Genomic DNA, 24,269 nt, shown 5'->3' on the forward strand with positions numbered 1-24,269 from the left:
TGGTACAAACTGGCTGTCGGAGTCCGATCCGCTGCAACCCGGTACCACTGAGTGGCTCTGCCTCAATGAGGCACCAAACATTCTCGCCCCCGCCTCGATGGCGCAGCCAGGTATCAGCGAAGTTGCATCCGGGCACTCAGGAGAAGCAGCCATCGACAACACGGCAATGCCGCTTACGCCGCCAAACGCCCGCTTTAGTTGGCCGCATTGAGTGCCCAGTAAGTCGCAACGGAACGGCCGCGATTCAAGCGCGGCGCTTAGCTATGTCCGCACCATGGCTAGTCATTGCGCAGGCCGATCACTGCGCGTGACGAGATTTCCCTTTAGCGCCGCGCTCATCGGCATGTTGAGATTCGCGCCGCGCGGCGGAATCGGTGATTCGAACCACTTTGCGTACAGGCGAGTGAATTCGCCACTTTTCATGAGCCGAGTGAGCGTGCCATCGACGAGTCGCTTGAACACTGGATCGTCTTTGCGCACCATACATGCGTACGGCTCCACCTGCAGTGCGTTCCCGGTGACAACCCACGTACTCGGGTCGTCAGCGTTCGCCCTCAACCCATACAGCAGAACGTCATCGAGCGCGAGTGCTGCTGCTTTGTCGTCCGCGACGATCTTCAGGGCCTCGGCGTAATCTTTTGTCAGCGCGACTTCGGCATCGATGTGCTGCGCTTCGAGTTGGCGTCGCAGCGTTTTTTCATTCGTACTTCCGCCGACTGTCACGACAGCCTTATGCGCGAGGTCGGCATAATCCCCAATGTGCGACGCCCGTTTCGCCATCAGCCGCGTACCGGCATAAAAGTAATTGATCGAAAACGCGACATCCTTGCTGCGCGCCGACGTGTTTGTCGTCGACCCGCACTCCAGGTCGTAGCTGCCATTGACGAGCAGCGGAATGCGATTTTGTCCGGTAACCGGCACATAGGCGACCCTCAGATCCGGCCTGCGAAGTGCCTTGCGAACGTCGTCGACGATTGCTTCGGTTACGTCCATCGAAAAGCCCACGGCTTTATGCGGCGTCAGCAGATAGCTGAACGGCACGGCGGCTTCCCTGTACGAAACAACGATTTGATTGGACCGGGAGATTTTGTCTAACGTCTGCGCACAGGCAGTCGTCGACGTGGCATACCCCGCAAATAGTGCGGCGAGCATGGCAGTGAATTGATATCTCATAATGCCTCTGTTCACGACGTTTCCCCCGCAGAAGCTCGATTTCCCGAGCCATTTCCGTCAGTGGCAGACCCGTGGTATCCCTTACCGCACGTCCATCAACTCCGACGTGAATTTACTTTAAGCGGAGTCGATCACCGCCGATTGACTCAGGTCAAGGGCGCAGTCGCGATGGAACGAATGCAGGGAGAGAGCTTCGGCAGATCTGAAGGGGCTGACCTAAAGGCAGACTTGGCCCCTCCATGTCTGGGCCGCTGGTACACTCGGGCAGCCAAAGCAACTTTTCCCGGTCACATGAGCACGCAATCAGCAGCAGCACCTGCCTCCGTAACTCCAATGATGCAGCAGTACCTGCGCCTCGCCTGACAGGGATCAGCCCGCAAAGCTACGCCAAGACCTACGCCCCCTTTTCAGAATCTGTCGTTAGCCGAAAAGGGCATGGCATCGAACGTGTCACAATCATGCGTCGTCGCGAAAAACCAACTGGGCAGCTTGTGAAGTCACTACTCATTCTGGTTGCATTAACAGGCTTGTCGGTCGTTTCGACAGCGCAGGGACAGAACGCTGCGACTCTCATCGGGTTATCAAAGGATCTATCTAGGCATATGAATGGCCCGGACGGCGAGTACGGGTTCATTCGTGTCGAGACGCCTCACTGCCGTCAGTTTGGACTGGGAGCCAGCGAAGATCTGCCACCTCCAAATCAATACCGTTTCGTAGATTTTATTCACGCGCAGAATGCGAACGTCGATACGCGCAGAGTGACGTTTACGATGCGGTCAATACCTTTGCCCTGGTGCAAGCCGGGCGAAGATATGTACTAATGGTCCGTCTCTGATATTTTGTGATTGCTTGTTCGTTGTCTAGCGTCGCGAGAGTTTGGAAACGCTTGGCTGCCGCTCACCATCACCCGCACCTGGCCAAACGGCGAACTTCGCGCGTGAACGCTGAAGCCACTGGTAAACTCGGGCAGCCAAAGCAACTTTTCCCGGTCACATGAGCACGCAACCCACCGCAGCACCTGCACCCGTCACTCCAATGATGCAGCAGTACCTGCGCATCAAGGCCGACCATCCCGACACGCTTGTCTTCTACCGGATGGGCGACTTCTACGAGCTGTTCTTCGAAGACGCGGAAAAGGCCGCACGCCTGCTCGACCTGACCCTCACGCAACGCGGCGCATCCGCCGGCACGCCGATCAAGATGGCGGGCGTACCGCACCACGCGGTCGAACAGTATCTCGCCAAGCTCGTGAAGATGGGCGAATCGGTCGCGATCTGCGAACAGATCGGCGATCCCGCCACGTCGAAGGGCCCCGTCGAGCGCAAGGTCGTGCGCGTCGTCACGCCCGGCACGCTGACCGATGCAGCACTGCTGTCCGACAAGAACGATGTTTACCTGCTCGCGATGTGCACGGGCCACAACAAGCGTGGCGTCGCGGTCAATGTCGGCCTCGCGTGGCTGAACCTCGCAAGCGGCGCGCTGCGGCTCGCAGAAATCGAACCCGAGCAACTCGCTGCCGCGCTCGAGCGCATCCGGCCGGCCGAGATCCTGACGCCGGACGGCGCAACCGACGCCGTGCCGGCAGGCGCAGGCGCAAGCAAGCGCGTGCCGGCGTGGCACTTCGACATCGCGTCGGGCACACAGCGCCTGTGCGACCAGCTCGATGTCGCGAGCCTCGACGGCTTCGGCGCACATTCGCTGACGAGCGCGTGCGGCGCGGCCGGCGCGCTGCTGCTCTACGCAGCGGCCACACAGGGCCAGCAGTTGCGGCACGTGCGCAGCCTGAAGGTCGAAAACGAAACCGAGTACATCGGGCTCGATCCGGCCACGCGCCGCAACCTCGAACTGACCGAGACGCTGCGCGGCACCGAGTCGCCGACCCTGTATTCGCTGCTCGACACCTGCTGCACGACGATGGGCAGCCGCCTGCTGCGTCACTGGCTGCATCACCCGCCGCGAGCGTCGGTCGCCGCGCAATCGCGCCAGCAGGCGATCGGCGCGCTGCTCGATGCACCGGCAAACGCAAGCCTCGATGCGCTGCGCAGTGCGCTGCGCCAGATCGCGGACGTCGAACGGATCACCGGGCGCCTCGCACTGCTGTCCGCGCGCCCGCGTGACTTGTCGAGCCTGCGCGACACGTTCGCCGCCCTCCCCGCGCTACGCGAGCGTATCAGCGCGATCGTCCCGAACGCGGACGCCCTCACCCGCGTCGACGCGGCACTCGCACCGCCCGCCGAATGCCTCGACCTGCTGACGAGCGCGATCGCGCCCGAACCGGCCGCGATGGTGCGAGACGGCGGCGTGATCGCGCGCGGCTACGACGCGGAGCTCGACGAGCTGCGCGACATCTCGGAAAACTGCGGACAGTTCCTGATCGATCTCGAAGCGCGCGAGCGCACGCGCACCGGCATCGCGAACCTGCGCGTCGAATACAACAAGGTGCACGGCTTCTACATCGAGGTCACGCGCGGCCAGACCGACAAGGTGCCCGACGACTATCGCCGGCGCCAGACGTTGAAAAATGCCGAGCGCTACATCACGCCCGAACTGAAGACTTTCGAGGACAAGGCGCTGTCCGCGCAGGAACGCGCCCTGGCGCGCGAACGCGCGCTGTACGACGCAGTGCTGCAGGCACTGCTGCCGTTCATCCCCGAGTGTCAGCGCGTCGCATCGGCGCTCGCCGAACTCGACCTGCTCGCCGCATTCGCGGAACGCGCCCGCGCGCTCGACTGGGTCGCGCCGACCTTCACCGACGAGATCGGCATCGAAATCGAACAGGGCCGCCACCCGGTCGTCGAGGCGCAGGTCGAACAGTTCATCGCGAACGACTGCCGGTTCGGCGCCGAGCGCAAGCTGCTGCTGATCACCGGCCCGAACATGGGCGGTAAGTCGACGTTCATGCGGCAGACCGCGTTGATCGCACTGATGGCTTACGTCGGCAGCTACGTGCCGGCCAGGTCGGCATGCTTCGGCCCGATCGACCGGATCTTCACGCGCATCGGCGCGGCGGACGATCTCGCGGGCGGCCGCTCGACGTTCATGGTCGAGATGACCGAAGCCGCGGCGATCCTCAACGACGCGACACCGCAAAGCCTCGTGCTGATGGACGAGATCGGCCGCGGCACGTCGACGTTCGACGGCCTCGCGCTCGCATGGGCCATCGCGCGCCACCTGCTGGCACACAACGCGTGCTACACGCTGTTCGCGACGCACTACTTCGAGCTGACGCAACTGCCGGCGGAATTTCCGCAAGCGGCCAACGTCCACCTGTCGGCCGTCGAGCACGGCCACGGCATCGTGTTCCTGCACGCGGTCAACGAAGGCCCGGCCAACCAGAGCTACGGCCTGCAGGTCGCACAGCTCGCAGGCGTTCCGGCGCCCGTGATCCGTGCCGCGCGCAAGCACCTCGCGTACCTCGAACAGCAGTCGGCGTCGCAGCACACGCCGCAGCTCGACCTGTTCAGCGCGCCGCCGGTGGCCGCCGACGATCTCGAATGCGCGGACTCACCGGCGCTGCCCGACACACCGCATCCGGCGCTCGAAAAACTGCGCGACATCGATCCCGACGATCTCAAGCCGCGCGAGGCGCTCGACCTGCTGTACGAACTGCGCACGCTGGTCCGGTCGCACGATGCCGACGGGCACGCGTAAGCGCATTCCGCGCGGCCTGCCGGCACGCGCCGCCGCCGCGCTCGTCGCGGCGGTGCTCGCGCTCGCGCAGGCCGCCGCGCTGGCTGCGCCGCCGAAGCGCAGCACCGCGCCCTACTCGTTCGCGGTCGTGTCGGGCGTGATCAACACTCCTGCGGACGAACCGGCCGCCCAGCGGCTGCTCGATGCGATCGCGCGCGAGCGCAATCTCGCGTTCGTGGTGTATGCGGGCGATCTGAAGGGTTCGAAGGAAGCGTGCCGCGATGCACTGTATTCGCAGCGCGGCGCGATCCTGGATGCGGCACGCGTGCCGCTCGTATTCGTTCCCGGTCACGACGACTGGGCAACGTGCAACACCGTGGCCGGCGGTAGCTACGATCCGGTCGAGCGGCTCGACTTCCTGCGGCAGACGCTGCTCGCCGATTCGGCACTGCCCGATCCCGGCGCGCTGCCGATCACGCGGGAAAGCGAAGTCGCACGGTTCCGGCCGTATCGGGAAAATGCACGCTGGATGCGCGACGACATCGTCTACGTCGCACTCAACGCGCCGGCGCCGAACAACCATTACCTGACGGCCGGCGGCCGCAACGGCGAATTCGAGGACCGCATCATCGCGAACGGTTTCTGGATCGACCACGCGGCCGAATACGCGAAGCGGCGCGAGGCGCGTGCGATGGTGGTGATATTCGAAGGCGATCCGCAGTTCGAGCGCTATGAACGCGCGGAACGCTTCGCATGGCTGCGTTTCAACCGGCCGCGCGTGCGGGACGGCTTCCGCGAGTTGAAACGAACGCTGGTGAAGGCGGCGGCGACGTTCCGCGGCCCGATACTCGTGATGCACGCGAGCAGCGAAGCGCTGGCGAACGGCTTTCTGATCGACCGCCCGCTGCGTGCGGACGACGGTGAACTGGTCGGTAACGTGACGCGCGTCGCGATCGGACCGCGCCATCCGGTGAATCAGTGGGTCAAGGTGAGCGTGTCGCCGGCACGGCAGACGATCTTCAACGTGAGCCTGCAGGAAGTACCGAAGAACCTGCCCGTGCCGCCCGCGCTGCCGCTCGTGCCCCGTGACGACGTCCCGCTGCCGCAGATGCCGGAAATCCCTGCATTGCCGGCGCTACCTGACTCGTCGTCGGTCGCGCCGCCGCTGCAGGGCGACGGCACCGCCCCGGGCGGCGCGTCGTGGCCCGTGCCAACCCCAGCGTCGGGGCCGGCGCCCGGCCTGCCTGCAAGCTCAGTGCAGGGTGCGCCCTGACGGCGCTTCGCCGTCTTCGTCTTCGTCCTCGTCGACGATCTCGAGCCCTTCAGCGCCATGTGCGTGCTCATGCTCGATTTCGTCTTCGGTGGCTTCGCGAACGTCCTTCACGGTCAGCGCGAAACGCAGCGCCATGCCTGCCAGCGGGTGGTTGCCGTCGAGCACGACCTTGTCTTCGGCGATGTCGGTGACCGTATAGATCAGCGAATCGACTTCCTCGTCGCCGTCTTCCGGCGTGCCTTCGAACTGCATGCCCACTTCGAGCGGCTCGGGAAAACGATCGCGCGGCTCGATCTTCACGAGTTCGGGATCGTAGTCGCCGAACGCGTCCTGCGGCTCGAGCTGGACCTGTGCCTCGTAGCCCGGCTCGTGGCCGTCGAGCTGTTCCTCGATCTTGGGGAACGTGCCATCATAGCCGCCGTGCAGATAAACCATCGGCTCGTCGCTTTCCTCGATCAGATTGCCCTGTGCATCCGACAGCTTGTAAGTGACCGACACGACGGTGTTTTTTGCGATTTTCATCCAATTCTCCCAAATACAAGTCTCATTATACGATGCGCAACCGGTCTCAAGCCGAACCGCGGGATGCCGCTGCCGCCCCGCTCGGCGCGCCGCCCTCCGATCTTCCCACACCGCTGCTCGGCGGTCTTACGCCGACGCAATTCATGCGCGGCTACTGGCAGAAGAAGCCGCTCCTGATCCGCCAGGCGATCCCCGGCGTCGCGTCGCCGGTCTCGCGCGACGCGCTGTTCGAGCTCGCCACGGACTATGACGCGGAATCGCGACTGATCACCCATTTTCGTAACAAGTGGCAACTGGCTCACGGCCCGTTCGAACCGGGCTCGCTGCCGGCCGTCACGCGCAAGGCCTGGACCCTGCTCGTACAAGGGCTCGACCTGCACGTCGACGCGGCGCGCGCGCTGCTCGACCGCTTCCGCTTCATCCCCGACGCGCGGCTGGACGACCTGATGATCTCGTACGCGACGGACGGCGGCGGCGTCGGCCCGCATTTCGATTCATACGACGTCTTCCTGCTGCAGGTCGAGGGCCGGCGCCGCTGGCGCGTCGGCGCGCAGAAGGACCTGTCGCTGCAGCCGGACGTGCCGCTGAAGATCCTCGAAAACTTCGAGCCGAGCGACGAATGGGTGCTGGAACCCGGCGACATGCTGTACCTGCCGCCGCACATCGCGCACGACGGCGTGGCCGAAGGCGAATGCATGACCTGCTCGATCGGCTTCCGGGCGCCGTCCGCAGGCGAACTGGGCGCCCAGTTCCTGTACTATCTCGCGGAGCGTGGCGGCCTGCGGGACGGGTGCGGCGACGACCTCTACCGCGACCCGAAGCAGCCGGCCGTCGACACGCCCGCGCAACTGCCTCCGGCGATGGTCGAGCGCGTTGCCGAGATCGTCGACGCGATTCGCTGGCGCAAGCGCGACGTCGCAGAGTTTCTCGGCTGCTACCTGAGCGAGCCCAAACCGAACGTCGTTTTCGACCCACCCGCGCGGCCGCTGTCCGAAGCCGCGTTCGTCACGCAAGCGTCACGTCGTGGCGTGTGTCTCGACAGAAGGGCCGCATTGATGTATAACGCGCGCTCGTACTTCATTAATGGCGAGGAAGGACCGCTCGAGCAAGCCAGCGAATGGCTGCCCGAACTGGCCAATCAACGCCAGATGGAGGCGAAACGGTTTGTAACACTATCCCGGGCTCCCTCAATGACAGCTTTATTGCACGAGTGGTATCGTGCGGGCTGGATACGGGTCGGAAACCGGAATTAGTGTGAGTCGCCCCGTATGCCCGTACAGATCAAATTCTGTATGGGAAAGACAACGTATTGACCCCGCATTTGTCGACGGTCGATAGGAAAGTGCATATAATTTCCGCCCAAGCCGTAGGGAAGATTCACGCTCTAGAAGTGCATCTCCACCAGCGGCCCAGGTCGGTGTTGGAGCACATTACCGGTATTGTTTCGCGCTGTTGCTTACCTTTAACCATAAAAGGACGTGATCATGAAGAAATCCCTCCTCGTAGCTTCCCTGTTGGCTGCTGTTGCACTGGCTGCTTGCAACAAGAGCGCTGATCAAGCTGCTTCGTCGGCTGCAAGCGACGCGGCTGCTGCTGCTTCGACGGCTGCTTCGGCAGTTGCTGGTGCAGCGAGCGACGCTGCTGCCGCTGCTTCGTCGGCAACGGCTGCTGCGAGCGACGCTGCTGCTGCAGTGGCGTCGGCTGCTTCGGCAGCGACGGCTGCTCCGGCTTCGGGCGCAAGCCAGTAAGCCTCAGCGTCAGCTGAAAAAAAACCGGCCCGAGGGCCGGTTTTTTTACGTCTGCCGTTTTCGCGTCTGTCGCCCGGCAGTCGTACCGGGCCGCCGCAACGGCCCTGCCCCGCTCATTCGAGCGCCAGCCAGTCGAAGCCCGCGTCCTGCGTGGCTACGATCACGTCCTCCCCGTTCGTCCCCAGTACGCCGCCAAACGCCTGGCGGACCAGTTCCGGCAGGTTGTTCTGCTGGCTCAGATGCGCCCCGACCAAGTGCCGGAGACGGCTGCGCTCAAGCGATGCGAGGATGGCCGCCGCCGCGTCGTTGCTCAGGTGGCCGTGGTTGCCGCCGATGCGCGCCTTCAGCGACTGCGGATAGCGGCTCGCGGCCAGCATTGCGGTGTCGTGGTTGGATTCGAGCACCAGCGCGTCACAACCGCTCAGTACCGTCGTGATGTGCGGCGTGGCCATGCCGACGTCCGTCAGCACGCCGAGCCGGCTGCAGCCGTCCATAAAGACGAACTGGAGCGGCTCGCGCGCGTCGTGAGGGACCGTATAGGGCATCACGGCCAGATCGCGAATCGCGGCCGTCTCGTCGCCCCACAGCACGTGGAGGTCGACATCGGCCTCGTCCGCGCCGACCGCGCGCGCGGTGCCCCAGCTCATGTAGAGTGGCAGCGACGCCCGGCGGGCGAGCGTCAGCGCACTGCCGACGTGGTCGCTGTGTTCGTGGGTAATCAGGATCGCATCGAGATCGCCGATGCAGAGATTCAGACGGCCGAGCCGACGCTCGACCTCCTTGGCGGAAAAGCCGCAATCGAGCAGCACGCGGGTGGTCGTCGTGCCGCTCGAGGCCTCGACGACCAGCGCGTTGCCTTCGCTGCCGCTTCCGAGGCTGGCGAATCGCACGCGCTCAGTTCAGCTGCGCGTGGAGCAGCGAAATGATCCGCTGCGCGTCCGACGAGTTGTCGACCTGACCGTTTGCGCCGATCACCGCGACCTGCGTGCCGCCGTTGCCTTGCGCACGCACGTTGACCAGGAATTCCTTGCCCGGCTTCGCGGCCGCCGGGCCGCCGTAGAACAGCTTGCCGAACAGGCCGTCACGCTTCAGCTCTTCCATGGAATTCGCATAGCGCACGGTGTACACGCCCTTCTCGCGGTCGCGATTGTCGACCGTGAAGTTGGTCCGGTCGAGCGCCAGACCCACTCGCAGCCACGCACGGTCGAACGACTCGGCCAGCTGCAGCGTTGCCGCGCCGTTGCTCGCGTCGCTGACCTGCGCCGGCGCCGTCGCGGGGCGTGCATCGGTCAGCAGCTGCTTCGCCTGCGCATCGGTCAGGCCGAACTTCTGCATCAACTTCGACAGGAACACGGCTTCCAGCACCGGGTTGCGCGGACGCTCCTCCCAGCGCGACGACGTGCCGCCCTGCGGGCCGACCATCATTTCTTCCATCGCGCTGTGCGTGATCGAGATGTCGGTGTTGCCGTCCGACGTGCGGTTCACGAGCGTACGGAAGCGGTCGCGCGTACCGGACGAGTATGCGAAATCGATGACCTTGCCGATCGTGCGACGGAACCAGTCGTCAGGAATGTTCGCGCGGTTTTCGGCCCAGTCGGTGGCCATGATGCCCGTCGACGGCGCGTCGGTCTTCAGCGAGAAGCCGTTCTCCTGCCAGAACTCCTTCAGGATCGGCCACAGCTGCTCGGGCGTCCGGCCATCGACGACGAGCCAGCGGCGGTCGCCGTCGCGCTCGATGTGCATGCCGAACGGATCCTGCGCGCTCGGAATGCCGTCGGTCGCGTTGCCGGCCTGGGTCGTGGCCCGCGGCGGCAGCGTGCCGAGGCCGGCGTTGCTCGGCGGCGCGACGAACTGCTGCGTCGTCGGCACCGGCTTCAGGTCGCTCGGCACCGCGAGCGGCGGCGCCGAACCGGTGTTCTTGTAGTTGACCCGGTCGGGGGCCAGATAGTCGTTCAGCGTATCGCAGCCGGCGAGCGCGCCCAGCGCCAGCGCCACCACCGACATCTGGATGGCGCGAGAGGAAAAGGCGAAACGTTTCATGAAATCCTTCGTCTTGCTAGAACGCTCGTCAGGAGCGGCGCCGGACGGAGCCGGCCGGTGCGGGTTGATCAGGGTACGAGCCGGCGGCCGCAGGACGCGGCCGCCCCGGCATCAGGCGAGGACGCCGGCCTCGACGAGGGCCGAACGCACGGCATCGTGGCAGCGCTCGTCGAGCGCCGTGAGCGGCAGCCGGATGCCGCCCTGCATCTTGCCCATCGCCTGCAGCGCCCACTTCACCGGAATCGGGTTCGCCTCGATGAACAGGTTCTTGTGCAGCGACAGCAGCTTCATGTGCAGTTCGCGGGCCGTCTGTACGTCGCCGGCCAGCGCCGCGCGGCACAGCTCGCTCATCGCACGCGGTGCGACGTTCGCCGTGACCGAGATGTTGCCGTGGCCGCCGAGCAGCATCAGCGCGATTGCCGTCGGATCGTCGCCGCTATAGATCGCGAAATGCTTCGGTGCAGCCTTGATCAGGTGCGCGGCGCGATCGATGTTGCCGGTCGCTTCCTTCACGCCGATGATGCCCGGGACTTCCGCGAGGCGCAGCATCGTCTCGTTCGCCATGTCCGCGACCGTGCGGCCCGGCACGTTGTACAGGATCACCGGCAGGTCGACCGCTTCGGCGATCGTCTTGAAGTGACGGTACATGCCTTCCTGCGTCGGCTTGTTGTAGTACGGCACGACCTGCAGCGTCGCGTCCGCGCCGACAGCTTTCGCGTGCTTCGTCAGCTCGATCGCCTCGGCGGTCGAGTTGCCGCCCGCGCCCGCGATGATCGGGATGCGTTTCGCCGCATGCTCGACCGCCGTGCGGATCATCAGGATGTGCTCTTCGACGTTGAGCGTTGCCGACTCGCCGCTCGTACCGACCACGACGAGCGCATCGGTGCCTTCCGCGATATGCCAGTCGATCAGTTTGCGAAACGCCGGCAGGTCGAGACTGCCGTCTTCGAGCATCGGGGTGACGATCGCGGGGATGCTGCCGCGGATTTGAATGCCGTCTTGGGTGCCGTTAGCCATGAAACGCGATTGAGGTTATGTACCGGTAAACGTTGAGATTGTAGCGGATTAGCCGGGCAGTTCGTAACGTGGAATTCCCGCCCCCGCCTTCGGGGTCGCGCCCTCGCGCACTGCGCAGAGACGCTGGACGAACGCCTCGCGCGGCGCGGCAACGAACCCGTCCTCGTACGCCACCACCCGCAGGCGGCCGTGCACGGCATCCAGCAGCTCGCCCGGGGCGAGCAGGAACGCGGGGTTGGACGGTTTACCGACCGATTCGTTTCCTTGCGCGAAGGTTTCGTAGATGAGCACGCCGCCCGGCGCCACCGCATCGAGCAGATGGGGCCAGAGCGGACGATGCAGATAATGGGTGACGATCACCGCCGAAAACTGCTCGCCGGCCGGCAATGGCCACGGCGCGCCTTCGAGATCGGCGTCACGGGCGTCGACGCCCGGAATCGCACGCAACGCGGCCAGCGCGACCGGGTCGCGGTCGAGTGCGACGACCGGATGCCCGCGCGACGCGAACCAGCGCGCATGGCGCCCGCCGCCCGCGGCGACATCCAGCACCGCGCCGCCTGCCGGCACGAGCCGCGACCATTGCGCGACCCAGCGCGACGGCTCGGCCTGGGCGACGTGGCCGCCCGCGGCGGCGATGACGGATGCGCTCATGCGGTCGATCAGTTGTACGACAGGCCCATCGCGTCGCGCACGTCGCGCATCGTTTCCGTCGCATACTTGCGCGCCTTGTCGCAACCGTCCGCGACGATCGCGCGCAGCAGCGACGGATCGTCCATGTACTTCTGCGCACGCTCGAGCATCGGCTGCTGCTCGCGCAGGATCCCTTCGACGACCGGCTGCTTGCAATCGAGGCAGCCGATGCCCGCCGAACGACAGCCCTTCTGCACCCAGTCGTGCGTCGCTTCGTCCGTATAGACCTGGTGCAGCTGCCACACCGGGCACTTGTCGGGATCACCCGGATCGGTGCGGCGCACGCGCGCGGGATCGGTCGGCATCGTGCGGACCTTCTTCGTGATCGTCTCGGCGTCTTCACGCAGGCCGATCGTGTTGCCGTACGACTTGGACATCTTCTGCCCGTCGAGACCCGGCATCCGCGATGCTTCGGTGAGGAGCGCCTGCGGCTCGACGAGGATGATCTTGCGCGCGCCTTCGAGATAGCCGAACAGGCGCTCGCGGTCGCTCATCGACAGACTCTGCGATTCCTGCAGCATCGCGCGCGCCTGTTCGAGCGCCTCGTCGTCGCCCTCCTGCTGGTATGCATTGCGCAGCTCGTGATAGAGCTTCGCGCGCTTGCCGCCGAGTTTCTTCGCGGCATCGAGCGCCTTCTCCTCGAAGCCCGGCTCGCGGCCGTACAGGTAGTTGAAGCGGCGCGCGATCTCGCGCGTCATCTCGACGTGTGGCACCTGGTCTTCACCGACCGGCACGAGCGAGCCGCGATACAGCAGGATGTCGGCCGCCATCAGCACCGGGTAGCCGAGGAAGCCGTAGGTCGACAGATCCTTGTCCTTCAGCTTCTCCATCTGCTCCTTGTAGGTCGGCACGCGTTCGAGCCAGCCGAGCGGCGTGCTCATGCCGAGCAGCAGCGCGAGTTCGGCATGTTCGGGCACCTTGCTCTGGATGAACAGCGTCGCCTGGGCCGGATCGATGCCGGACGCAAGCCAGTCGATCAGCACGTCCCACACGTTCTTCTCGATGACCTCGGGAGTCTCGTAGTGCGTCGTCAGCGCATGCCAGTCGACGACGCAGAAGAAGCACGGGTACTCGGACTGCAGCTTCACCCAGTTTTTCAGCACGCCGTGGTAATGACCGAGGTGCAGCGACCCGGTGGGTCGCATGCCGGAGAAAATACGTTCAGGGAACATGATTGTCGTTAGAAAAGCGAGGCGAATGGGGACAGGATGGCGCTCAGGACGGCGTAGCCGACGTTGACGAGCGGGCGCAGCCAGAAGTTCGTCAGCACGCCCGTCGCGACCAGCGCGAGGACGATGATGAAACCGTACGGCTCGATGCGCGACAGCGCGATCGATTGCTTCGTCGGCAGCAGCGCCGCCAGGATGCGGCCGCCGTCGAGCGGCGGCAGCGGAAACAGGTTCAGCACGCCCAGCACGAGGTTCGCGCTGACGCCGGCAAACGCCATCCGCGTGAAGAACGGCTCGTCGATGCCGACGGCGGGCAGCACGAGCGTCAGCACGCCCCAGATCAGCGCCTGCACGAAGTTGCAGGCCGGCCCCGCGAGCGATACCCACAGGCTGCCCCAGCGCGGATCGCGCAGGTTGCCGAACGACACCGGCACCGGCTTCGCATAGCCGAACAGGAACGCGCCGCCCGTCAGGAAATACATCGCGAGCGGAATCGCGATCGTGCCGAGCGGATCGATGTGGCGCATCGGGTTGAACGACACGCGTCCCATCATGTAGGCGGTGTTGTCGCCGAGCAGGCGGGCGGCGTAGCCGTGCGCGGCCTCGTGCAGCGTGATCGCGAAGATCACGGGCAGCGCGTAGACGGCGATGGTCTGTATCAGGGAAGCATCCATATCGCGTTATTGTAACAAGCGCACTCGCGCAAAAAATGGAACGGCGCGCTTACGGCGCCGAGAGGCCGAACGGCTCGAGCGCGCCGCGCCCCGCGCGCACGAGCTCAGGCTCGTCGCCGGTGAGGTCGATCACCGTCGACGGCTCGCGCGGGCACGCGCCACCGTCGATCACGAGATCGACCTGTTTCTCGAGCCGCGCGCGAATGTCTTCGGGATCGTTGAGCGGCTCGTCGTCCGGCGGCAGGATCAGTGTCGTGCCGAGCAGCGGCTGGCCGAGCGACTCCAGTAACGCGAGCGTGATCGCGTGATCGGGCACGCGCAACCCGATCGTCTTGCGCGACGGATGCGACAGCCGGCGCGGCACTTCCTTGGTCGCCTGCAGGATGAACACGTACGGGCCGGGCGTCACCGACTTGATCTGGCGGTACTGGCGGTTGTCGACCATCGCGAAGTTGGCGAGCTCCGACAGGTCGCGCACGAGCAGCGACAGGTGCTGCTTCTCGTCGAGGCCGCGAATCCGGCGCACCCGCTCGACCGCGTCCTTGTCGTCGAGATGGCACGCGAGCGCATAGCTCGAATCGGTCGGCATCGCGATCACGCCGCCCTTGCTGACGATCTCCACGGCCTGCTTGATCAGGCGCGGTTGCGGATTATCCGGATGAATCCTGAAGAACTGGGACATGGGGGTACGTGGGGGTACGTAAAGGAAGAGAAATCGGATGCGCGCGCCGGCGGCAACGCGGGCGGCAGACCGCCGCCCGGTGTCAGAGCCAGCGCTCCCAGACCGGCGTCAGGTCGGGCGGCAGCGGCGGCAGGCCGCCGAGCTCGACACGGCCCTCGCCTGGCGCATGGAAATCCGAGCCGCGCGATACCTCGAAGCCGAAGCGGCGTGCGACGTCCGCGTATTCGCGGTACTGGTCGGGCGTGTGGCTGCCCGTCACGACCTCGATCGCGCGGCCACCCAGATCGATGAACTCGCCGAAAAACGCGTCGAATTCGACGGGCGTATAGCGATAACGGCCCGGATGCGCGACCACGGCTTCGCCGCCGGCCGCCCGAATCCAGGCGACGGCGTCGGGCAGCGTCGCCCAACGGTGCGGGACGAACCCGGGCTTGCCGTCGCCGAGCAGGCGATCGAACACGTCGGACGTCGATTCGGCATGGCCGTTCTCGACGAGAAACCGCGCGAAATGCGTGCGGGAGATCAGGTCGGGATTCGATACGTACTTCAGCGCGCCTTCGTACGCGCCGGGAATGCCGAGCGTGGCGAGCTGCTCGCCGATCGCCAGCGCGCGCGCCGCGCGGCCGTGGCGCGTGCGATACAGGCCGTCGACGAGCACCGGATTCGCGGGATCGATGTTCAGGCCGACGATGTGCACGGTGCGCGACGCCCACGTGACCGAAATCTCGACGCCGCTCAGGTAGCGCATGCCGAGCGCTTCCGCCTCGCTACGCGCCGCCGCCTGACCGCCGATTTCGTCGTGGTCGGTCAACGCCCACAGGGTCACGCCGCCGGCATGGGCGCGGCGCGCGACGTCGGCAGGCGACAGCAACCCGTCGGAAACATTCGAATGGCAGTGGAGATCGGCGTTCATTGTCGGCATGGCAGGTAAGGCTTCATTCTACTGCAACGCGGCAATGCGCCGCCCGCCTGCCCCGCCGCTGACGACGCGCGGCTTACGCGCAGAACGCCTCGATCAGCGCCGCGATCTGCTCGGGCTGGTCGTGATGCACCATGTGGCCAGCATCCTCGACGAGCTTCTCGCGCCAGTCGGGAAACGCGTTGAAACGCGCCTTGAATTCCGGCAGCGGGATATCGCCGGCGATGTGTGCGAGCGTCGGCGAGTTGACGGCCTCGACGTGCAGCACCTTCGCACGCACCTGCGCCCAGGTAGCCATCACTTCGTCGAGCCGGTACAGCAGCGGGCCCGGCATCTTGTGAGCGGGGTCGGCCAGCAGGTGGTAGAGGCCGTCGTCGCCGCGCTTCGACCAGTGCGCGGCGAGGAACGCGGCGCGACGCGGGTCCAGCCGGGGATTGGTCCTGGTCAGGCGCGCCGCCACGTCGTCGAGTGACGCATAAGGGCGCAGCGCGGGCGGTTCGCGCAACTCGTCGAGCCAGCCGCGCAGCCGGCGCGGCGCCTGCTCGGCCCGCGCGGGCGCGAGCCCGAAACCCTCGAGATCGACCACGCGCCGCACGCGCTCCGGCCGTGCGCCGGCATACAGGCACACGACGTTCGCGCCCATGCTGTGCCCGACCAGGTTGACTTCGCCGACCGGCGCATAGTGGTCGACGAGCGCATCGAGATCGCCCAGATATTCGTGGAACCAGTAGTGACCGCCACCCTGCCGCGCGACCGGCCAGTCGGACAGCCCGAAGCCGCGCGCATCGGGCGCGATCACCTGCCAGTCGCCCGCGAGCGCATCGACGACGAACTGGAACGACGCCGCGACGTCCATCCAGCCATGCAGCATGAACAGCGTCGGCGCATCGGGCCGGCCCCAGCGCCGGACATGCAGCTGGACGCCGCGCACCATGACGAAATCGGAAACAGAACTCGAGGCACTCATCGCAGCCGCTCAAAAAAGAATGGTCGTTCGATTATAGCGGCGGCGCTTTCTTTCCGGTGGTCGGCAGTCGAGGCGCTGCTCTAGCGGCGCCGGCGCGCACGGGCCGCCGGGACGCGCCATCTGCCGGGTGCCCTGGACAGCCGGCGGCGGTCGAAACGCAGCCGAACCCGAGCGGGTCAGCGCGGCGCGCTTCCGTCCGCCCCGTCCTGCGCGGCCAGTTCGTCGAGTTCAGCCTGCTCGAATCCGGCATCGCGGCGTGCGTCGAAATTGAACGGGCCGCGCAGCCGCGGGGCATGGTATTGCTCGGCGAGCTGCCGGTAGGTCGGCACGGGATCGCGGCCGGCTTCGTCGCACAGATGCCGGAACCAGCGGTTGCCGATCGCGACATGGCCGATTTCGTCGCGCAGGATCACGTCGAGGATCGCGGCCGACGCCTCGTCGCCCGCCTGTACGAGCCGCGCGCGGATCGGCGGCGATGCGTCGAGCCCGCGGGCCTCGAGCGTACGCGGCACGAGCGCCATGCGCGCAAGCACGTCGCCCTTGGTTCGCTCGCACATCTCCCACAGGCCGTTGTGCGCGGGAAAATCGCCGTACGCATGCCCGAATGCCGCCAGGCGGTCGGACAGCAGCGTGAAGTGGTACGCCTCCTCGGCCGCCACCTTCAGCCAGTCCGAGTAGAACGCGTTCGGCAGGCCCGCGAAGCGCCAGACGGCGTCGAGCGCGAGGTTGATCGCATTGAACTCGATATGGGCAAGCGCGTGCAGCAGCACGGCGCGCCCTTCGGGCGAACGCATGCTGCGTCGCTCGAGCTGGCGCGGCTCGACCAGCGGCGGGCGCGCCGGGCGCCCGGGCAAGTCGGCCGGCTCGGGCAATTCGAGCGATGGGGCGATCGTCGCCCGCCCGGCCAGCAGCGCATCGTGAAGCGAGCGCACCTGTGAGGCCTTGGCCGCGGGTTCTGCGTCACGCAGTGCGACAAGCGCGGCGCGGCGCACGCAGGCACGCGCATCGCCGAAAGAAGAAGACTCCATGCTCATAAACGGGGACACCCTGCGCGCGCATCGCGGGAGCGCACGCACGCGACGGTTTACAATAGGCGATTGTTCCGCGGCGCAATGCGAACGCGCCGGGCAAACCGGACGCGCCATTCTACCGGCGCCCATCATCGAAGAGACAAGGAGACTCCGTGACGATCTACAAGCTGGGCGATACGGCCCCGACGATCCACGAAAGCGTATTCGTCGCCGACACGGCGGCCATCATCGGCAAGGTCGTGCTCGAGGAGAACGCGAGCGTCTGGTTCGGTGCGACGATTCGCGGCGACAACGAGACGATTACCGTCGGCGCGGGCAGCAACGTCCAGGAAGGCGCGGTACTGCATACGGACCCGGGCTTTCCGCTGACGATTGCCGAAAACGTGACGATCGGGCACCAGGCCATGCTGCACGGCTGCACGATCGGCGAGGGGTCGCTGGTCGGGATTCAGGCGGTGGTCTTGAATGGAGCGGTAATCGGCCGCAACTGTCTGGTTGGTGCCGGCGCGGTCGTGACCGAAGGCAAGACGTTCCCGGACAATTCGCTGATTCTCGGCGCACCGGCGAAAGTCGTGCGCGAGCTGACGGCGGAAGACATCGCGCGGCTGCGCACGAACGCGAAGACGTACGTCGAGCGGCGTGCGCATTTCAAGGAGCAACTCGTGCGAATCGGGTGATTCGCACGGATTTCAAGGAAGAAGAGTGAGCGACCAGTTACAGAAATTCATGTTCAATGCGGCGCCCGTGCGCGGCGAGATCGTTTCGCTGCGCAATACGTGGCAGGAAGTGCTCTCCCGCCGCGACTACCCGGCCCCCGTGCGCACGGTGCTCGGCGAGATGATGGCCGCATGCGCGCTGCTGTCCGCGAACCTGAAATTCAACGGCACCCTGATCATGCAGATCTTCGGCGACGGGCCGGTCCAGATGCTGGTCGTCCAGTGCGGCTCGGATCTGTCGATGCGGGCCACCGCGAAGTTCGCCGGCGACGCCGCCCAGACGATCGGCGACGACACCAGCTTCGCATCTCTCGTCAACGCGAGCGGTCATGGCCGTTGCGTGATCACGCTCGACCCGGCCGACAAGCTGCCGGGCCAGCAGCCCTACCAGGGCATCGTGCCGCTGAACGGCGTCGACGGCCCGCTCGAATCCGTCTCGCAGGTGCTCGAGCATTACATGCATCACTCGGAGCAGCTCGACACGCGGATGTGGCTCGCGGCCGATCGCGACCGTGCGGTCGGCATGCTGCTGCAGAAGCTGCCGGGCGACGGCGGCATCGTGCCGCGCAACGCCGAAACCGATACCGATACGTGGGAACGCGTCTGCACGCTCGGCGGCACGCTGTCCGCCAAGGAACTGCTCGAGGTCGAGCCGGAAGTCGTGTTCCGCCGGCTGTTCTGGCAGGAAAACGTGCAGCACTTCGAGCCGGCCGGCACGCGCTTCCAGTGCTCGTGCTCGCGCGAGAAGGTCGGTGCGATGCTGCGGATGCTCGGCCGCGAAGAAGTCGACAGCGTGATCGTCGAGCGTGGCCACGTCGAGATCCATTGCGAGTTCTGCAATCAGCGCTATGAATTCGATCCGGTCGACGTCGCGCAGCTGTTCGCGGCACCCGGCGTCGAGACGGGCATCGCGCCCGCGACCGAACAGCGTCACTGAGCGGCGACCCGATGCCCGCCGTCCGGGCACGGGCGCATAATGACGCACGAGCGTCGCACGCAAGGCTCGCGCGCCGAAGTCCCGCACTTCGGCGCAAGCCGCTTCCCGTCGTCGGCGCGCTGCAGGAGAAACACATGAATCGCCCGCTTCGTCTCCCGTTTCGAACCGTCGTCCTGACGAGCGTTGCCGCCTGCACGCTCGCGCTTGCCGGCTGCGCGATGCCGCCGCCGACTTCCACGATCCTGAGCCGCCTGCCCGAACCCGGCGCATCGGGCGGCCAGCCGCCCGCGCTGTCGAGCGCCGAACGCAAGCGCTATGACGAGATCGACCAGCAAGTGCTGCGCGAACAGAACAGCGCGATGGCAGCCGAGGCAGCCGCGCGCGCGTGGGCTTATTACTCGCCGCCGCCCGTGACCGTCTACGGCGGGTATTACGGCGGATGGGGCAATCGCTGGGGCACGGGTATCAGCTACGGTTACCCGGGATGGTGGTGGTGAGCATCCATCGCTCAGCCGATTGACTACCGGCAGGAAATAAAAAAGCGCGGCATTTCCCGCGCTTTTTCAATGGGTTCGAACGATCGTGTCAGTGATGTGCGGCCTTGCCCTTGTCGCCGCCATGATGCCGCGACGGCTTCGCGATCGACTGCGGATTCGGCACGACGCGCACCGGCGCCGCGGACACGGCGCCGCGCGTCGACGTATTCGACGGCATGTTGTTCAGCGGCGCGGCCGGCGCATTCGGCGACACGAACTGCACGAACACCTCGCCGTCCTTCACCATGCCCATCTCGTAGCGCGCGCGCTCCTCGATGGCCGCGGTGCCGCTCTGCAGATCCTGCACTTCGCCGGCGGTGCGCTCGTTGCGCAGCTTCTCGTCCGCATTCTTCTGGAGCTGGTCGTCGAGCTGCTGACGCAATTCATGCACCCGCAGCCAGCCGCCGTGTCCCCACCATAGGGGGTACTGAATGAGCGCCAGCAAGGCAATCAGGACGACAGTGACAAGCCGCATGTAAGAAACGCAGATATAAGAAGCGCCGCTCCGCGCACATGCACAGAGCGGCGTCGATATGACGAACCCGATAGTAGCGCGTTAGCGCAGGTTATAGAAAGCCGATTTACCCGGGTAGCTCGCGATGTCGCCGAGATCTTCCTCGATGCGCAGCAGCTGGTTGTACTTCGAGATACGGTCGCTGCGCGACAGCGAACCCGTCTTGATCTGACCGGCGTTCAGGCCAACCGCGATATCCGCGATCGTCGAATCTTCCGTTTCGCCCGAGCGGTGCGAGATCACGGCCGTGTAGCCTGCGCGCTTCGCCATTTCGATGGCCGCGAACGTTTCGGTCAGCGTACCGATCTGGTTGATCTTGATGAGGATCGAGTTCGCGATGCCCTTCTCGATGCCTTCCTTCAGGATGCGCGTGTTCGTGACGAACAGGTCGTCGCCGACCAGCTGCACCTTCTTGCCGAGGCGGTCGGTCAGCAGCTTCCAGCCTTCCCAGTCGCTTTCGTGCATGCCGTCCTCGATCGACACGATCGGGAACTTGTCGGCGAGCGTCGCGAGGTAGTCGGTGAATTCGGCCGACGACAGTTGCAGGCCTTCGCCCGCGAGCTGGTACTTGCCGTCGTGATAGAACTCGGATGCCGCGCAGTCGAGCGCGAGCAGCACGTCTTCGCCCGCACGGTAGCCGGCCTTCTCGATCGCCTGCAGGATCGTCGACAGGCACTCGTCGTTGCTGCCGAAGTTCGGCGCGAAGCCGCCTTCGTCGCCGACTGCCGTGCTCATGCCGCGGTCGCTCAGGATCTTCTTCAGTGCGTGGAACACTTCCGCGCCGCAACGCAGGGCTTCACGGAACGTCGGCTGGCTCACCGGGACGATCATGAATTCCTGGATGTCGAGGCTGTTGTTCGCATGCGCGCCGCCGTTGACGATGTTCATCATCGGCACCGGCAGTTGCATCGCGCCGGAACCGCCGAAGTAGCGGTACAGCGGCAGGCCGGCCTCTTCGGCGGCCGCCTTCGCGACGGCCATCGATACGGCCAGCATCGCGTTCGCGCCGAGGCGCGACTTGTTGTCGGTGCCGTCCAGCTCGAGCAGCGTCTTGTCGAGGAACGCCTGTTCCGACGCGTCGAGGCCCATGATGGCTTCGGAGATTTCGGTGTTGATGTGCTCGACCGCCTTCAGCACGCCCTTGCCGTTGTAGCGGCCGGCTTCGCCGTCGCGCAGTTCGATCGCTTCACGCGAGCCGGTGGACGCGCCCGACGGCACGGCCGCGCGGCCCATCGTGCCCGATTCGAGCAGCACGTCGCATTCGACGGTGGGGTTGCCGCGCGAATCCAGAATCTCGCGGCCGATGATATCTACGATTGCACTCATGGGTTTCCTCTGAGAATGACGATGGATTCTTCAAACTGCGACGGCGCACGCGCCCGAACCGCTTTCGCTACTGACGCGCGAAACCGTCGCAAGGTTCATTCGATCTTTAATTGAAATCGTTTTCCAGGAACGGGTGGCGCTTCACCGCCTGGTCGAGCGTGACGAGGGTCTCCAGCAGCGCGCCCATCCGGTTCAGCGGCACCGCGTTCGGGCCGTCCGATTTTGCCTCGGCCGGATTCGGGTGCGTTTCCATGAAGAGGCCCGCGACGCCCGTCGCGACTGCCGCACGGGCAAGCACCGGCACAAATTCGCGCTGGCCGCCCGAGCTCGTGCCCTGCCCGCCCGGCAACTGCACCGAGTGGGTCGCGTCGAACACGACCGGGGCGCTCGTCTCGCGCATGATCGCGAGCGAACGCATGTCCGACACGAGATTGTTGTAGCCGAACGAGACACCGCGCTCGCACGCCATGAAGCGGTCTTCCGACAGCCCCGCTTCACGTGCGGCGTCGCGCGCCTTGTCGATCACGTTCTTCATGTCGTGCGGCGCGAGGAACTGGCCCTTCTTGATGTTGACGGGCTTGCCCGAGCGCGCGCACGCCTGGATGAAATCGGTCTGGCGGCACAGGAACGCGGGCGTCTGCAGCACGTCGACGACCGACGCGACCTGCTCGATCTCGTCGATCGAATGCACGTCGGTCAGCACCGGCAGGCCGAGCTGGCGCTTCACCTCGGACAGGATCCGCAGGCCCTCGTCCATTCCGAGGCCACGAAACGACTTGCCCGAGCTGCGGTTCGCCTTGTCGTAGGACGACTTGTAGATGAACGGAACGTTCAGCTTCGCGCAGATTTCCTTCAGGCGGCCTGCCGTGTCGATCGTCATTTGCTCCGACTCGACGACGCAGGTACCCGCGATCAGGAAGAAAGGCTTGTCGAGACCGACCTCGAAATCGCACAGCTTCATGCTTGCACTCCGCGCGCTTGCTTGTTGGCGAGCGCGGCTTCGACGAACGACTTGAAGAGGGGATGACCGTCACGCGGCGTGGACGTGAATTCCGGGTGGAACTGGACGCCGACGAACCACGGGTGCATCGAACGCGGCAGCTCCATCATTTCCGGCAGATCCTCGCTCGGGGTACGGGCGCTGATGATAAGGCCGCCGGCTTCGAGCTGGGGCACGAAGCGGTTATTGACTTCATAACGGTGGCGATGGCGTTCGTTCACGTCCTTGCCATAGATTTCCTCGGCCATCGTGCCGGGCTTGATCGGGCAGCGCTGCGAACCGAGGCGCATCGTGCCGCCGAGGTCGGATTCCTCGGTGCGCGTCTCGACCTTGCCGTCGCGGTCATACCACTCGGTGATCAGCGCGACCACGCGTTCCGGCGTGTCCGGCTCGAATTCCGTGCTGTTCGCCTGCTTCAGGCCGACGACGTCGCGTGCGAATTCGATCACCGCGAGCTGCATGCCGAGGCAGATGCCGAGATACGGCACCTTGGCTTCACGCGCATAGCGGATCGCCGCGATCTTGCCTTCCGTGCCGCGACGGCCGAAACCGCCCGGCACCAGCACGGCGTCGAGGTGCTTCAGGCTGTCGACGCCGTTCGACTCGATCTCTTCCGAGTCGATGTATTCGATGTTGACCTTGGTCGACGTGTGCAGCGATGCGTGGCGCAGCGCCTCGATCAGCGACTTGTACGACTCGGTCAGGTCGACGTACTTGCCGACCATGCCGATCGTCACTTCGTGCTTCGGGTTCTCGAGCTTCTCGACGAGTTCCGACCACATGCTCAGGTCGGCGTCCTTCGGCGACAGCTTCAGTTCCTCGCAGATGATCCGGTCGAGGCCCTGGTCGTGCAGCATCTGCGGAATCTTGTAGATGCTGTCGGCGTCCCACACCGAGATCACGGCGTCTTCCGGCACGTTCGAGAACATCGAGATCTTCTTCGATTCGTCGTCCGGAATGCGGCGGTCCGCACGGCACAGCAGCACGTGCGGCAGGATGCCGATCTCGCGCAGCTTCTGCACGCTGTGCTGGGTCGGCTTCGTCTTCAGCTCGCCGGCCGTCGCGACGTACGGCACCAGCGTCAGGTGCACGAAGCACGCGCTGTTGCGGCCGAGGCGCAGGCTCATCTGGCGCGCGGCTTCAAGGAACGGCAGCGATTCGATATCGCCGACCGTGCCGCCGATCTCGACGATCGCGACATCCGGCTCGCCGCAGGTGGCCGATGCCGCCCCGCGCTCGATGAACGCCTGGATTTCGTTCGTGATGTGCGGAATGACCTGCACGGTCTTGCCGAGATAGTCGCCGCGGCGTTCCTTGCGGATCACCGATTCGTAGATCTGGCCGGTCGTGAAGTTGTTGGCCTTGCGCATCTTCGTGCTGATGAAGCGCTCATAGTGGCCGAGGTCGAGGTCGGTCTCCGCTCCGTCTTCCGTCACGAACACTTCGCCGTGCTGGAACGGGCTCATCGTGCCGGGGTCGACGTTGATGTAGGGATCGAGTTTGAGGAGGGTGACTTTCAGACCGCGCGATTCGAGGATCGCGGCGAGGGAGGCGGCGGCAATACCCTTGCCGAGGGAAGAAACTACGCCGCCGGTGACGAAAACATATTTGGTCATCGCTGAATGCTCGCGGGAAAAACGGATTATACCGTAAAGCCCGCCCTTCTCTCAGCAATTGACTCGATGATCGCGCCCTTTCGCGCCGC

24 protein-coding genes are annotated in these 24,269 nt (G+C 65.4%); 8 read left to right on the forward strand and 16 right to left on the reverse strand.

Features of this window, described 5'->3' with window-relative positions:
• Window positions 1–282: 282 nt before the first annotated feature.
• Window positions 283–1,173, reverse strand: coding sequence for a transporter substrate-binding domain-containing protein (locus ACTJLD_RS27280; RefSeq protein WP_440660009.1), 891 nt, complete (start codon window positions 1,171–1,173; stop codon window positions 283–285).
• 993 nt (window positions 1,174–2,166) lie between these two features.
• On the opposite strand from ACTJLD_RS27280, the gene mutS reads away from it, so the two are divergent.
• Window positions 2,167–4,824: a DNA mismatch repair protein MutS gene (gene mutS, locus ACTJLD_RS27285; RefSeq protein ID WP_440660010.1), complete on the forward strand. Its 2,658-nt coding sequence runs from the start codon at window positions 2,167–2,169 to the stop codon at window positions 4,822–4,824.
• A complete protein-coding gene (locus tag ACTJLD_RS27290; RefSeq protein WP_060084346.1) occupies window positions 4,805–6,076 on the forward strand; it encodes a hypothetical protein in 1,272 nt (423 codons plus the stop codon). The genes mutS and ACTJLD_RS27290 overlap by 20 nt, the downstream gene beginning before the upstream one ends.
• On the opposite strand, the gene ACTJLD_RS27295 is transcribed toward ACTJLD_RS27290, so the two are convergent.
• Complete coding sequence (locus ACTJLD_RS27295; protein WP_027786990.1) at window positions 6,056–6,598, reverse strand: FKBP-type peptidyl-prolyl cis-trans isomerase; 543 nt, start codon at window positions 6,596–6,598, stop codon at window positions 6,056–6,058. The two genes, ACTJLD_RS27290 and ACTJLD_RS27295, sit on opposite strands and share 21 nt — an antisense overlap.
• Window positions 6,599–6,630: 32 nt before the next feature.
• Here ACTJLD_RS27295 and ACTJLD_RS27300 point away from each other — a divergent pair, with 32 nt between their 5' ends.
• The 3 genes from ACTJLD_RS27300 to ACTJLD_RS27310 are packed head-to-tail and all read left to right on the forward strand — an operon-like array spanning window position 6,631 to window position 8,346.
• The gene (locus ACTJLD_RS27300) at window positions 6,631–7,851 is read left to right on the forward strand and encodes a cupin domain-containing protein (RefSeq protein WP_027786989.1); all 1,221 of its coding nucleotides are present in this window, start codon (window positions 6,631–6,633) and stop codon (window positions 7,849–7,851) included.
• 56 nt (window positions 7,852–7,907) lie between these two features.
• Window positions 7,908–8,153: a hypothetical protein gene (locus tag ACTJLD_RS27305; RefSeq protein ID WP_075122947.1), complete on the forward strand. Its 246-nt coding sequence runs from the start codon at window positions 7,908–7,910 to the stop codon at window positions 8,151–8,153.
• Window positions 8,083–8,346: a hypothetical protein gene (locus ACTJLD_RS27310; protein ID WP_034195863.1), complete on the forward strand. Its 264-nt coding sequence runs from the start codon at window positions 8,083–8,085 to the stop codon at window positions 8,344–8,346. The genes ACTJLD_RS27305 and ACTJLD_RS27310 overlap by 71 nt, the downstream gene beginning before the upstream one ends.
• A gap of 113 nt (window positions 8,347–8,459) precedes the next feature.
• Here ACTJLD_RS27310 and ACTJLD_RS27315 read toward each other — a convergent pair whose 3' ends face one another.
• The 10 genes from ACTJLD_RS27315 to ACTJLD_RS27360 form a co-directional block, all read right to left on the reverse strand.
• Complete coding sequence (locus ACTJLD_RS27315) at window positions 8,460–9,236, reverse strand: MBL fold metallo-hydrolase (RefSeq protein ID WP_059699095.1); 777 nt, start codon at window positions 9,234–9,236, stop codon at window positions 8,460–8,462.
• A 4-nt stretch (window positions 9,237–9,240) separates the two neighbouring features.
• Window positions 9,241–10,386, reverse strand: a complete 1,146-nt coding sequence (gene bamC / locus ACTJLD_RS27320) for an outer membrane protein assembly factor BamC (protein WP_027786987.1) — start codon at window positions 10,384–10,386, stop codon at window positions 9,241–9,243.
• A 111-nt stretch (window positions 10,387–10,497) separates the two neighbouring features.
• The gene (dapA, locus tag ACTJLD_RS27325) at window positions 10,498–11,403 is read right to left on the reverse strand and encodes a 4-hydroxy-tetrahydrodipicolinate synthase (protein WP_021162674.1); all 906 of its coding nucleotides are present in this window, start codon (window positions 11,401–11,403) and stop codon (window positions 10,498–10,500) included.
• A gap of 48 nt (window positions 11,404–11,451) precedes the next feature.
• A complete protein-coding gene (locus tag ACTJLD_RS27330; protein ID WP_059554211.1) occupies window positions 11,452–12,054 on the reverse strand; it encodes a class I SAM-dependent methyltransferase in 603 nt (200 codons plus the stop codon).
• An 8-nt stretch (window positions 12,055–12,062) separates the two neighbouring features.
• Window positions 12,063–13,265, reverse strand: coding sequence for a tryptophan--tRNA ligase (locus tag ACTJLD_RS27335; protein ID WP_011352534.1), 1,203 nt, complete (start codon window positions 13,263–13,265; stop codon window positions 12,063–12,065).
• A gap of 8 nt (window positions 13,266–13,273) precedes the next feature.
• Window positions 13,274–13,936 carry a site-2 protease family protein gene (locus tag ACTJLD_RS27340; RefSeq protein ID WP_027786984.1) on the reverse strand — a complete coding sequence of 221 codons (663 nt, stop codon included), beginning with the start codon at window positions 13,934–13,936 and terminating at the stop codon, window positions 13,274–13,276.
• A gap of 49 nt (window positions 13,937–13,985) precedes the next feature.
• Window positions 13,986–14,618, reverse strand: a complete 633-nt coding sequence (locus ACTJLD_RS27345) for an L-threonylcarbamoyladenylate synthase (protein ID WP_021157697.1) — start codon at window positions 14,616–14,618, stop codon at window positions 13,986–13,988.
• An 82-nt stretch (window positions 14,619–14,700) separates the two neighbouring features.
• On the reverse strand, window positions 14,701–15,531 hold the full coding sequence (locus ACTJLD_RS27350; protein WP_226151592.1) for a 3',5'-nucleoside bisphosphate phosphatase: 831 nt from the start codon (window positions 15,529–15,531) through the stop codon (window positions 14,701–14,703).
• A gap of 82 nt (window positions 15,532–15,613) precedes the next feature.
• Window positions 15,614–16,504, reverse strand: a complete 891-nt coding sequence (locus ACTJLD_RS27355) for an alpha/beta fold hydrolase (RefSeq protein WP_175757828.1) — start codon at window positions 16,502–16,504, stop codon at window positions 15,614–15,616.
• Window positions 16,505–16,680: 176 nt separating this feature from the next.
• Window positions 16,681–17,538, reverse strand: a complete 858-nt coding sequence (locus ACTJLD_RS27360; protein WP_226151547.1) for a ferritin-like domain-containing protein — start codon at window positions 17,536–17,538, stop codon at window positions 16,681–16,683.
• 149 nt (window positions 17,539–17,687) lie between these two features.
• On the opposite strand from ACTJLD_RS27360, the gene ACTJLD_RS27365 reads away from it, so the two are divergent.
• From ACTJLD_RS27365 to ACTJLD_RS27375, 3 genes are all read left to right on the forward strand, one after another.
• Window positions 17,688–18,212: a gamma carbonic anhydrase family protein gene (locus ACTJLD_RS27365; protein WP_021157692.1), complete on the forward strand. Its 525-nt coding sequence runs from the start codon at window positions 17,688–17,690 to the stop codon at window positions 18,210–18,212.
• 25 nt (window positions 18,213–18,237) lie between these two features.
• Complete coding sequence (hslO, locus tag ACTJLD_RS27370) at window positions 18,238–19,188, forward strand: Hsp33 family molecular chaperone HslO (RefSeq protein ID WP_027786980.1); 951 nt, start codon at window positions 18,238–18,240, stop codon at window positions 19,186–19,188.
• A 134-nt stretch (window positions 19,189–19,322) separates the two neighbouring features.
• A complete protein-coding gene (locus ACTJLD_RS27375) occupies window positions 19,323–19,685 on the forward strand; it encodes a hypothetical protein (RefSeq protein WP_027786979.1) in 363 nt (120 codons plus the stop codon).
• Window positions 19,686–19,773: 88 nt separating this feature from the next.
• Here ACTJLD_RS27375 and ftsB read toward each other — a convergent pair whose 3' ends face one another.
• From ftsB to ACTJLD_RS27395, 4 genes are all read right to left on the reverse strand, one after another.
• Window positions 19,774–20,199 (reverse strand): cell division protein FtsB, encoded by a 426-nt coding sequence (ftsB, locus tag ACTJLD_RS27380; protein ID WP_027786978.1) that lies wholly within the window; start codon window positions 20,197–20,199, stop codon window positions 19,774–19,776.
• A gap of 81 nt (window positions 20,200–20,280) precedes the next feature.
• Window positions 20,281–21,564: a phosphopyruvate hydratase gene (gene eno / locus ACTJLD_RS27385; RefSeq protein ID WP_011352544.1), complete on the reverse strand. Its 1,284-nt coding sequence runs from the start codon at window positions 21,562–21,564 to the stop codon at window positions 20,281–20,283.
• Between the two features lie 106 nt (window positions 21,565–21,670).
• Window positions 21,671–22,525: a 3-deoxy-8-phosphooctulonate synthase gene (gene kdsA / locus ACTJLD_RS27390; protein WP_060084351.1), complete on the reverse strand. Its 855-nt coding sequence runs from the start codon at window positions 22,523–22,525 to the stop codon at window positions 21,671–21,673.
• The gene (locus ACTJLD_RS27395) at window positions 22,522–24,180 is read right to left on the reverse strand and encodes a CTP synthase (RefSeq protein WP_021157687.1); all 1,659 of its coding nucleotides are present in this window, start codon (window positions 24,178–24,180) and stop codon (window positions 22,522–22,524) included. Before ACTJLD_RS27395 ends, kdsA begins: the two co-directional genes overlap by 4 nt.
• Between the last annotated feature and the right edge of the window lie 89 nt (window positions 24,181–24,269).

It is taken from the genome of Burkholderia sp. 22088 (genome assembly GCF_052045915.1).
In the GTDB taxonomy this organism is placed as follows: Bacteria; Pseudomonadota; Gammaproteobacteria; order Burkholderiales; family Burkholderiaceae; genus Burkholderia; species Burkholderia cepacia.